This is a genomic window from Lactobacillus colini (assembly GCF_017874575.1).
Taxonomy (GTDB): Bacteria; Bacillota; Bacilli; order Lactobacillales; family Lactobacillaceae; genus Lactobacillus; species Lactobacillus colini.
Genome location: NZ_JAGGLU010000011.1, coordinates 1 through 12,167, shown reverse-complemented (window position 1 = coordinate 12,167; position 12,167 = coordinate 1). Strand labels below are relative to the sequence as shown.

Here is a 12,167-nt window from a genome sequence, read left to right as displayed (position 1 = left end):
GATTACATCAGACCCTTAGTATACTTACCCATTGATGCTTGAGTTGCATCTTCAACTTCTTGAATTCCCTTATTAACAGCATCAATTACAAGATCTTGTAACATATCTGGATCATCTGGATCAATAGCTTCTGCAGCAATCTTAAGATCCTTCAACTTACGGTCGCCGGTGAAGGTTGCTACAACTAGATCATCAGCTGACTTACCTACGAATTCTTGTGTTGACAAGTTAGCTTGTTCTTCAGCCATTTGCTTTTGCATTTTTTTGGCTTGTTTAATTAAATTTTGCATGTTACCCATGCCCATACCACCAAAGTTAGGTCTTTTACCCATGATTAAATGTCTCCTTTATTTTTTATATTCTTTATTTTAATCTTTGATATGTGCTAAATCACCAAAAAGTTCCTGAGCCTTAGCAATTATTTTTTGCTTATCATCTGAACTCACCTTAGAATCATTAGATTCTTGGTCTTGTGGATCTTGACTTAGTTTTTTAAGCTTTTTGGCAAGAAGCTCTTGCTTGTGGCTTTGAACGAAGTCACTTCTTACCTGTTGCCAAGAATCTGCTGGCACTAATACAATACCATAATTATGCTTAGTCATCCTAGCTATTTGAGCTTCAATTGTTTCTACTAGTTGACTGTCGGCAGCAGCTTGTTGGAACCACATTTCATACTTACAGCTTAGAACTACTTGATCAGGACTAGCAGCTACCGGAGTTAAGACGCCGAGTAGGGCTTTTTGATCTGGTCTAAATGTAGATACCACATCATTCCAAGTGTCTTTAATAGCAAGAATATCATCTTTAGTCGCATTTTCTAATACATGATAAACTTTCTTGCGATTATTCTCCTTAGCTACATCAGTAATTGCCTTATGCTTAGGCTTCTTAGGAGCTGAGCTCACTTGCGGAATATTTACTGGTTCTTTAGGAGAGTGAGGCTGGTCAATCTTACCTGAGAAGTCACTGCTTGCAACTTGCTTAGGCGCATTGTTAGCTAGGGTAGCTACTTTTTCTTCAAGTAAGGTAAGTTGCTTTTTCAGACTAGTTAAGTCTGGGTTATTTAAATTATCTGCTTGCTTGACTTCAGGATGATCCTGCATGCTAGTCATCTTAACAATAAAGACATCTAGTGGAATAGCTTGCTGGTTAGTAAAACGCAAGTCAGTTAGGGCTTCATTAGCTAACTTAATTAACCTAAAGAAGTTATCGCTTGGAAGCTGCTTCAGCTCTTCAAGATAATTCTCAACTAAGTAGCTATGATCTTGATTCCCCTTAATCGACAGCATCCCCTGCACGCTTAATTCAATCAATTCATCCAAGATATTCTTGCTGCTAGCACCAGCTTGAATTAACTCCTTAACTTGAGTTAAGGCACCTTCAGTATCTTGCTTATTCAAACTTAAAAACAGCTGCTCAATCTTCTCTTGATCTGCAAAACCCGTAATCTTCAGAGCATCTTGATACTTCACAACATCTAAATCATAAGATAGAATCTGGTCCAAGATACTTAAGCTATCACGCATTCCGCCATCTGCCACTTGAGCAATAACACGTAAGGCTTCAGGCTCATACTTGATCTCTTCTTGACTTAAGATATATTCCATCCGGGCAATTAAATCTTGTTGGTCAATCCGCTTGAAGTTATAGCGCTGCGTCCTTGAAATAATTGTTGCTGGAACCTTCTGTAATTCAGTAGTAGCCAAGATGAAGACTACATGCTCAGGTGGCTCTTCTAGAGTCTTAAGTAAGGCGTTAAAGGCACCCATTGATAACATGTGGACCTCATCAATAATATAAACTTTGTATTTACCTTGAGTAGGTGCGTATTTAACCTTATCGCGAATTTCGCGAATTTCATCAACTCCATTGTTAGAAGCAGCATCGATTTCAATAATATCGCTCATCGCACCCTTATCGGCTGCAAGACAATTCTCACACTTATTACATGGTTCACCGTCTTGCAAGTTAGTACAATTGAGAGCCTTAGCAAAGATCTTCGCACAAGATGTCTTACCAGTTCCCCTAGGACCGGCAAACAAGAATGCGTGTGAAATCTTGCCCCGCTTGATGGCATTTTTTAATGTATCAGTTATCGCAGCCTGTCCAACCACTGAATCAAATGAGCGTGGCCGCCACTTGCGATATAGCGCTTGATAAGCCATATGTACTCCTACTCCCCGAATTTAAAAAAACTCCTAACTCTTTAGAAGAGTTAAGAGTTGTGTTAAATGTCTCAAAAAAAGGCACATGCCCAAACAACCTTAGTGCTGCTACCTTCCGGTCCTGACACAATTCAGAGGTTGAACATTGCCCGTAAACTATAATAACTTATTTGGAGATTTTTTTCCACTATTATTAGTTGCTTTTTGCTTATTTCTTATTTTTCTAAAAAAATCCTTCAGCATTTGAGCAGCTTGAACTTGATATAATCCGCCATAAACTTGCGGATGGTGGTTAAACTTCTCAACCTTAAATAAGTCAACTACACTCCCTGCTGCTCCAGCTTTAGGATCAAAGGCCCCATAATAAACTTCCTTAATCCTAGAATTAATAATTGCACCCGCACACATTGGGCAAGGCTCTAGAGTCACAAATAAGCAGCAATCAATTAAGCGCCAAGAGCCTAACTTACGGCAGGCTTGCCTAATTGCAATCATTTCTGCATGCTGGGTGCTATCTTCGTCGAGTTCTCTGCGGTTGTAGCCTTCGCCAATTACCTCGCCTTCAGGACTAACTATAATAGCACCAATAGGCACTTCGTCTTGATCTTCAGCTTTTTGGGCTTGGATGAAGGCTAGTTTCATGAACTTTTCTTTATCTTCTTTTGCAAGCAAGGCAAGCCTCCTTTAATCCTTCACACTTCTTAGAATATAATAGCCCTTATCACGAGCTAGAATCTCACAATTACCATAAACTTGTTCTAGTAACTTACGCGCACTAGGGGCACCTTGCTTTTTTTGGATAACGGCTAGGATACTGCCACTAGCAGTTAAGTGGTCATAAGCGCCACTTAAGATTGCATCGACAACCTTCTTGCCGGCACGGATAGGTGGATTAGTCACAATTAAGCCGTACTTCTTAGCTTCAGGGATGCTCTCATAGACATTTGATGAATAAATATTTACATTTTTGATTTGATTGAAGGTCGCATTCTTCTTAGCTAATCCTAGCGCACGTTCGTTAACATCTACCATATCAACTTCTTGCTGAGGCCAAAACTTCGCTGCGAATAAGCCAATTGGTCCATATCCAGTTCCCACATCTAGGATGTTCTCTTTAGGAAAATCTATCTCCTTCATTACCTTAATTAAGACCCCAGAACCATAATCAATTCTTAACTTAGAAAAGACCCCCGCATCAGTCGTAAACTTTAAGTCAATATCATCAACATGGTAGTCAACTAAGCGCTCATCGTGCTTAGCAGTCGGATCTGTTGCAAAATACATTTGATTTTTTTCTTGTTTCATTTAAGTCACCTTTTTTAGAAATAGCTGTTCTATCATTATATCGTGAACGATTAATAGAATCTATGATACCTGCTACGAACATTCTTTAATTAACTCTTTTATCTATTATAGTAACTATCTAACTTGTGCACGATTGTACTTATGAATTTTTTCTCCTGTCTATCTTTAACTGGATACTCTTTTAAAATTGAAATCAGATAATCGATTTCTTTATTAGTTAAAAAGGTTTTATTTTCATAAATATTCGAAACAACTTTAAAGCCTCCGTTCCTTCCAGTAACAGAATCAACGATTACACCTAAGTCAGCTAGATCAACTAAATCACGATAAAATGTATTTTAAATTTGTTAGTTAATTCTTGAATATTAAATTCAGGATGAGTTGATAGATAATTAATTATCTTAATAAGACGTGCGGTTTTTGCCATATTTATTTTCCTCTTAATTATAAAAATATAGTAATAGTGACTTAAAATGTCACCTTTTCTCTTTATAATATATCTGTGTTTCAAATAAGGAGGCAACAATTTATGCATAATGGACAAGTTATATCATGGGAAATTATTCACCGTAATTCAAAGGAATTAGGTATGCTCTATTCCGACGCTTTTGGTTGGAAAGTTCTTCCTAAAGATGGTTCAATGGAATATCATGGTATTATTACAGGTAAGGATAGTCTATTTGGGGCTGTCGGTGATCCATTTACTAAGGATAAGCAAGAGTGGATTGCCTTAGATATTTATGTGGATGATCTAGAAGAAACGATTAACACATTTATCAAGCATGGCGGAAAATTATTAATGCCTAAATTTTCAACCGATACAGGATTCACAATGGCCTATGTCGCTGATCCAGTAGGCAATATATTTGGTTTAATTGATCAGATGCCAGATAATTATATAGAAGATCGCACAGATGGCAAATTCTAATACGTTGCCATGTTTGATACTTTCATATTTTCTTTTTTGATGCCTATGAAATATCGATAATCATACTTATTGAATTAAGTCATAAAGATTGTATAATATACCTAAAAATCTGCTAAGACTTTGCTCCAACAACGTCTTAGCAGATTAGAGCCGTTTCAAGAACGGTGGTATCAATTGTAGTAGCAAATGAGCCGTTAACAACTATGCCAAAAATTGTATCACGGCTTCACTTGCTTTTTTATTTTCGCTTAAAGCGAATTTCTCTGATGAATTTCTTAGAAGCTCTTACCAATTTAGTTAATTCAATTATCAAGATAGTCAAAAGGACTACTTGAATGATTAATAAACCAGTAAACTTGAGCATGAAATTCATCAAGGCAAGTGTACCTCCTTTCCGTCAGAATCTGATTTATGGGTATTTACACCATAAGCATCATCTCCTTTTGAAAAAAGATACCACCGTAATTTCAACTTTTCTATTCTGCTAATAGTATTATAACAAAGGCAAGTCTGGGATGCTTTGTCTATCTGCACTCTTAGACTTGCCTTTTTAATAAGCAATAAACTAAAAAAGTACCTTATAATCATTAGGCAATTGTCTAATAATTAGAGGTACTTTTTTTATATTAGATTAAAACTATCTATCTTTCTTACGTTTCAATAATTCAAGTCCTGCTAGACCTGCTAATGAAACAACGGCTAAACCTAAGCCTAATAGGGATAGTTTTTGGTCATTAGCTTCGCCAGTTTGTGGCAACTTCTTAGCAGTTGGCACGGCTTTATTAGCTGACTGCTTGGCAGCAGAAGGAGTTGCTTGCTTAATAGTCTTAGTAGCAACTGGCTTGTGGACACTTGTTTGCTTCTTAGCTGGCTTAACTACTTTTTCAGGTTTATTAGCTGAAGCTGGTTCAGTAGTAGAAGGAGTTTCAGTTGGTTGTTGAACATTATTAGTCGTATCTTCCACAACTGGAGCTGGTTCTACGCCATCTAGTGCTTCATCTGCTTGCTTCAAGGCCTCAAGAGCTTTTTGAACTGCTTCTTGGGTTACATTTAGACCTTCCTTAGCAATAATTGCTTGTGCTCCCTTAAATGCAGTATCGAAGTCAACTTGCTTAGTGCCTGTAGCATATTGGTACTTCACTAATGAGAAGTCATCTTTTACATTATTAACTAGTTGGATCAAGCTGCCCATTACGGCATTCAAATTGTTAGCAGTAAGACGAGCTTGAGCAAGAGTTGTAGGGTCTGCAGCAGAATTAATTGCGGACTTAGCGGCTTGCTTTTGGGCGTCATTTAAGTATTCCAACTTATCAATTGCCAAGTTAGCTACTGCCTTAGCATCATCTAAGTTCTTGTTACCATCTAACTTACTTGCCGCTAACTTCAAAGCTTCGATCGCAGCTAAGACAGCTGGGTTCTTAGCATCTGGTCCTTGCTTAGCGATTACTTCTTGTGCGTTCTTAACTGCCTTATCATATGCATCCTTGGCTGCTTGACTTGCGTTAGTGTAGTTCAAGCTTGTCTTCACTGCACTTGTGCCATCTTCGGCAACGATTAAGTCTCCCATAGTTCCGTTCAAAGTATTAGCAGTATTCTGGGCACTTGTTACTGCATCTGGTGTGGTTGCGGAGTCTACTGCTGCCTTGGCTGCTGCCTTTTGGGCGTCATTCAAGTTAGCTAAGTTATCAATGGCTTGCTTAACTGCTGCCTTTGAATCTGCTAAGTTCTTGATTCCATTTAAACCTGCTTCAGCTAGCTTCAAATCGTCTATTGCGGCTTGAACTGCTGGATCTTCTGCGTTTGGTCCTTGCTTGGCTATTACTTCTTGCGCGTTCTTGACTGCCTTATCATATGCGTCCTTAGCAGTTTGACTTGCGTTAGTGTAGTTCAAGCTTGTCTTCACTGCACTTGTGCCATCTTCGGCAACGATTAAGTCTCCCATAGTTCCGTTCAAAGTATTAGCAGTATTCTGGGCACTTGTTACTGCATCTGGTGTTGCTGCGGAGTCTACTGCTGCCTTAGCGGCTGCCTTTTGAGCGTCATTCAAGTTAGCCAAGTTATCAATGGCTTGCTTAACTGCTGCCTTTGAATCTGCTAAGTTCTTGATTCCATTTAAACCTGCTTCAGCTAGCTTCAAATCGTCTATTGCGGCTTGAACTGCTGGATCTTCTGCGTTTGGTCCTTGCTTAGCGATTACGTCTTGTGCGTTCTTGACTGCCTTATCATATGCGTCCTTAGCAGTTTGACTTGCGTTAGTATAGTTCAAGTCCTTCTTAACATCACTAGACTTATCTGCTTCAGACTTCAAATCACCCATTGATTTATCTAGATTTGTTGCAGTAGTTTTTGCGCTATCTACATCTGTTGGATTCTTAGCTGCTGCTACTGCTGCCTTGGCTGCTGTCTTTTGAGCATCGTTCAAATTAGTTAAAGCATCTATTGCGGCTTTAGCTGCTTCCTTTGATTTATCTAAGTTGGCATTTCCATCTAACGCATTTTTAGCTTTTTGCAAGTTTGTTAATGCTTCTTGAACTGCTGGATCATCTGAATCTGGACCATTTTGATTAATGATGTTTTCTGCAGCACTTAATGCTTTATCATAATCATCTTTAGCAGCTTGACTTGCGTTAGTGTAATTCAAGTCCTTCTTAACATCATTAGACTTATCTGCTTCAGACTTCAAATCACCCATTGATTTATCTAAGCTTGTTGCAGTAGTTTTTGCACTATCTACATCTGTTGGATTCTTAGCTGCTGCTACTGCTGCCTTGGCTGCTTGTTTTTGAGCATCGTTCAAGTTAGCTAACTTGTCTATCGCATCTTTGGCTGCTTGCTTAGACTTATCTAAGTTGGCATTTCCATCTAAGCCTTCTTTAGCCTTTTGCAAGTTTGTTAATGCTTCTTGAACTGCTTCATCATCTGAATTTGAACCATTTTGAGCAATGATCTTTTCTGCAGCACTTAAAGCATTGTCGTAAGCATCTTTAGCTGCTTGACTTGCATTAGTGTAGTTCAAGTCCTTCTTAACATCATCAGATTTTTCTGCTTCAGACTTCAAATTACCCATTGAACCATCTAAGTTTGTTGCATTATTCTTAGCATTATCTACACCTGTTGGATCAGTTGCATTATCTACTGCATCTTTAGCTGCTTGCTTTTGGGCATCGTTCAAGTTAGCTAACTTATCTATTGCATCTTTGGCTGCTTGCTTTGCTTTTTCTAAGTTGGCATTTCCGTTCAGGGCTGCTTTCGCATCTTCTACTGCTTTTTGCGCTGCTTGAACTACACTACTGTCCGCATTATCTCCATCCTTAGCTAAAATAGCTTTAGCTGCTGCTACTGCATCATCATAAGCCTTTTGCTTATCCGCATCGGCATTAGTATAGTTCACGCTTTTCTCAGTTGTGTCATAGTCACCTACTGAACTATTTAAATCGCCCATGTTGCCATTTAAATTTGTGGCTGTATTTTGGGCTGTAGTTACTCCTGCTGGATCAGTTGCCTTTTCTACTGCTTCCTTAGCTGCTGTCTTTTGAGCATCGTTCAAGTTAGTCAAAGCATCTATCGCATCTTTGGCTGCTTGCTTTGCTTTTTCTAAGTTGGCATTTCCGTTCAGGGCTGCTTTCGCATCTTCTACTGCTTTTTTAGCTGCTTGAACTGCACTACTGTCCGCATTATCTCCAACCTTAGCTAAAATAGCTTGCGCTGCTGCTACTGCATCATCATAAGCCTTTTGCTTATCCGCATCGGCATTAGTATAGTTCAAACTTGACTTAGTTGTGTCATAGTCACTTACTGAAGTATTCAAGTCACCCATGTCATCATCTAGAGTCTTAGCGGTAGTTTGGGCTGTAGTTACTGCATCCGGTGTTGTTGCATTATCTACTGCATCTTTAGCTGCTTGCTTTTGGGCATCGTTCAAGTTAGCTAACTTATCTATTGCATCTTTGGCTGCTTGCTTAGATTTATCTAAGTTGGCCTTTCCGTTTAGGGCTGCTTTCGCATCTTCTACTGCTTTTTGCGCTGCTTGAACTGCACTACTGTCCGCATTATCTCCATCCTTAGCTAAAATAGCTTGCGCTGCTGCTACTGCATTATCATAAGCTGTTTGCTTATCCGCATCGGCATTAGTATAGTTTACACTTGACTTAGTTGTGTCATAGTCACTTACTGAAGTATTCAAGTTGCTCATAGCAGTATTAAGAGCATCGGCAGTATTTGCTATATCAGTTACATCTTGATTCAAAGTATCTGCAGTTAAATCGACATTCTTAAATTGCTCTTCTAGGGATGATTTTTGCTTGTCATTCAAGCTGCTTAAATTATTAAAGCCATTTAGATCAGCTACAGCAGCCTTCAAATTATTTAACGCTGTATAAACTTGATCTTGTGTAGACTTGTGATTATCAATAATACTTTTAGCTTCTGCTATCTGTTGCGTGAGGGCAGTTTGCTTATCTGCATCAGCTTGAGTATAGTTCAGATTATTCAAGATCTTATTAGCATTATCGTAAGCCTTTTGTAAATAATCTGCATTAACGACTTGATAAGTAAAGTCTACCGCTTTAGTCGTAACGTTTTGGCTAGTATAAGCCTGGTCATTAATAGTAAAGTTAGAACCTGTAGTATCAACATAACCGGTTAAGTCTACATCATCAGTAAACTTAGGATAAGTAACAACGACCTGTCCTGTCCTATTACCAGGAGTAGTGGTATCAAAGTTATTGAAGCTTAGGGTAGGCTTATTAGTTAAATTATTATTACCTACAATCTCGTCCTCATTGGTGATCATATCACTAATTGAAGGAAGATCGGTATCACCTTTTCTAAAGACATAGCTATTTGCATCATCTGCTAGCTTAGGAACAGCACCAATAGCAATTAATGTTTCATTGGCGTGGTTAGCATTATCAAATGTCCATGATGCAATATAGTAGAAATAATCTTGAGAATTTTGACTTGGATCTACACTTACTCTATCTTGCTCAATAAAGAAGTTGGAATTTTTATTAAATGGATTTTCATTTTTTACTTGAGCAAAATATACTGTCTTATCTGGTCCAAAGACTGCATTCTTAATTTCACTTTGTGGATAGAACTTACCATTATCAGTAATATTCGAACTACGATAATCAAAATAAAACTCTGGTAATGAGATATTCTTAGTACCAGTTGTAATGATTGCAGTTCTAACGCGAATGATAACTGGGCTAGTCGAATCTGCATCAGCTTTACTCATAGTATATTCGCTGTTATTTGAATCATTAGTTCGGTTAATCTCTATTGAAGTGTTGTCACTATAAGCTGTATTACCATTAAAAGTAACATTAGTACTTCCGGCACTTGCACCGGTACGGCCTACATTGATTTTTCCAGTGAAGCTTTGAGTACCCTTAGTCATTGCAGGTTGGTCTTGAGTTGAAGTAGCTGCTAAAGAAGTAAATACATATTTAGCTAAATCACTGCCAGACATCTTCTTTAAATCATCAAGATTAATTGCTACTTCCTTATAAGCACTTACATTAGTAGATTCATTGCTTGAAGTAGTTGGTGTCTTACTGATATTAGTAGTTGCACTATTAGCAGTTGAATCAGTAGAAGTAGTAGCTAGAGAACTAGTTGTAGCAACTGGGGTACTATCTTTAGTAGAAGTTTGTTTATTAGTTGCGGCAGTGGTTGCAGTCTGAGAATCTTTAACACTATCTTGACTATTCTCGGCTGTGGTAGTTGATACAGCTTGAGTAGTTTGAGCAGACTTTTCAGAAGTATTATCTGTATTGGAAGCAGTGCTTGAAGTAGTTGATACTGCATCTTGGTTAGTTGCAGCATCTGCAGTTGACTGGCTTTGAGTATTTGTAGTAGTTGCCGTTTGAGTACCAGCTTCTGAATCATTAGTAGCAGCATTTGCTACATTAGTTGATACCCCAAAGTATAAAGAGGTAGACAACAACACAGAAGCAACACCAATCGACAATTTCCGTAAGCCAAAATGTTGCTCACCTATTTGTGCTGTTTTTCTTTGACGCTCTTTAATATTATTCTTTGATAATCTCATTTTACATAGCCTTTCATAAGTTATTTAAGATTTTAAAAATTAAATTATGCATGTTATTACAGTGTATAATTCTACACTTAAATTATGCTCAATCAAATATTTTATTTTAATTAATTAGATAACACACCTACTAAGAGCAGCATGAATTTAACTTTTATTAAAAACTATATTTTATAAAAATTTTACACAAATAAAATACACATTTCAATGTAAATTATCCGGAATAAAAATACACTTAAAGCTATCGACTTTAAGTGTATTTAAGCTTAAGTAATAGTTACTTATTATGCTTTTTGTTTTTGGAACTTTCGATTCCAAATAAACCTGCAAGAGCTAACAGTGCTAATCCACCAAATAACAATGCATTATGCTCTGAATCACGAGCTCCGGTTTGAGGAAGTTGATTCTGCTTGTTGCTTTGCTTATGCACAGTTGTTGGTTGTGGACTAGTCTTGTGAGCGAAGTTAGCCTTTACTTGCTTAGTAGTTGTAGGCTCAACAATCTTACCACTTTCAGTATTAGTTTCCTTACCTGGCTTAGTAGTAGGTGGGGTTGTTGGTTGTTGAGGCTCTTGCGGATTTTGTGGATTTTGTGGTTCCTCTGGCTTAGTTGGCGTTTCAGGAACAGTTGGAGTTGGAGTATTAGTATCTTTACCCGGTTCTGGAGTTGGTTCAGAAACTGGCGAGTAAGTAACTACCTGGCTAATATCTGAACTATCTGCAGTAGCTGTGACTGGATCAACAAGTAACTTATCAGCAGTATAACCAGTAAGTACTGGGCTATCTACCTTGTCGAATACTTGTGCACTAGTCCAATTACCCCAAGTAGTAATACCAGTTACTAAGTCAGTTACACCATCTCTAGTGAAGGTCTTGTGAGCAACATAATCTTCATGTGCTTGGCTTCCATCGCTGTATACATAGCGAACAGTTTCAGTAACTACCTTGCTGTCATGAGCAGCCTTAGTATCATGAGCGAAGTGAACTTCGAAGTTATTACCTTCTGTAGTATAAGTAGTTCCTGTCTTATAGTTGTTAGAGACCACCTTGTAACCTTTATCTGTGTAGTACTTGATTATATCTTCCACACTATTGCCATTCTTGCTACTGAATGTAATCTCTGAACCATAATCACCATGATTATTGTCTGTTTCTAAAGTAGTCTTAGTAGTGTCATCTATGAAGCTAATTGTAGCTGGTTGATCAACTGCTGTGTAAACTACCTTGTATGTTAGATTACCTGGTTCACTCAACGTTTGGCTACTAATACTATCTTGATCTGCCTTATAGCCTGTCACATCCGGACTCTTCACTGCATCAAATTTTTGACTAGCATTCCAAGTAACACTACCATCCACCTTATCCTTTGTACCAGTGAAGTTTACTGTTTTGGTGTAGGTAACAGCTGCAGTTTGGCCTTGTTTTGGACCATTGCCATAAACATAGGTAATTGTTTCTGTGCCTGTTCCTGTTACTTCCTCTGTATCATGTTCGAAGTGGACTTCAAAGTTGTTACCTTCTGTAGTGTAAGTAGTCCCTGACTTAAAGTTGTTAGAAACCACCTTGTAGCCTTTATCTGTGTAGTACTTAATTATATCTTCTACACTACCACCATTCTTGCTACTGAAAGTAATCTTTGAACCAAACTTACCGCTATTACTACTTGTTTCCAGTGTGCTCTTTGTAGTGTCATCTATGAACTTGATGTTGGCAGT

Annotated in this window: 7 protein-coding genes and 1 other RNA gene; 1 reads left to right on the top strand and 7 read right to left on the bottom strand. The window is 38.0% G+C overall.

Features of this window, described 5'->3' with window-relative positions; genetic code table 11:
- Positions 1–2: 2 nt before the first annotated feature.
- The 5 genes from J2Z60_RS08440 to J2Z60_RS08420 form a co-directional block, all read right to left on the bottom strand.
- On the bottom strand, positions 3–332 hold the full coding sequence (locus tag J2Z60_RS08440) for a YbaB/EbfC family nucleoid-associated protein (protein WP_209687260.1): 330 nt from the start codon (positions 330–332) through the stop codon (positions 3–5).
- Between the two features lie 36 nt (positions 333–368).
- A complete protein-coding gene (gene dnaX / locus J2Z60_RS08435; RefSeq protein WP_209687259.1) occupies positions 369–2,165 on the bottom strand; it encodes a DNA polymerase III subunit gamma/tau in 1,797 nt (598 codons plus the stop codon).
- 73 nt (positions 2,166–2,238) lie between these two features.
- An RNA gene (ffs, locus tag J2Z60_RS08430) (signal recognition particle sRNA small type) lies at positions 2,239–2,319 on the bottom strand.
- Between the two features lie 2 nt (positions 2,320–2,321).
- Entirely contained in the window at positions 2,322–2,837 is a 516-nt protein-coding gene (gene tadA / locus J2Z60_RS08425; RefSeq protein WP_209687258.1) for a tRNA adenosine(34) deaminase TadA, read from the bottom strand.
- A gap of 12 nt (positions 2,838–2,849) precedes the next feature.
- Positions 2,850–3,470 (bottom strand): class I SAM-dependent methyltransferase, encoded by a 621-nt coding sequence (locus J2Z60_RS08420; protein ID WP_209687257.1) that lies wholly within the window; start codon positions 3,468–3,470, stop codon positions 2,850–2,852.
- 529 nt (positions 3,471–3,999) lie between these two features.
- On the opposite strand from J2Z60_RS08420, the gene J2Z60_RS08415 reads away from it, so the two are divergent.
- Positions 4,000–4,398, top strand: a complete 399-nt coding sequence (locus J2Z60_RS08415; protein WP_209687256.1) for a VOC family protein — start codon at positions 4,000–4,002, stop codon at positions 4,396–4,398.
- A gap of 637 nt (positions 4,399–5,035) precedes the next feature.
- Here the strand turns inward: J2Z60_RS08415 and J2Z60_RS08410 are convergent.
- Together J2Z60_RS08410 and J2Z60_RS08405 are read right to left on the bottom strand one after the other, a co-directional pair.
- On the bottom strand, positions 5,036–10,453 hold the full coding sequence (locus J2Z60_RS08410; RefSeq protein WP_209687255.1) for a YSIRK-type signal peptide-containing protein: 5,418 nt from the start codon (positions 10,451–10,453) through the stop codon (positions 5,036–5,038).
- A gap of 277 nt (positions 10,454–10,730) precedes the next feature.
- Positions 10,731–12,167 (bottom strand): mucin-binding protein (locus J2Z60_RS08405; protein ID WP_209687254.1); only part of this gene is annotated, 1,437 nt, incomplete at its 5' end.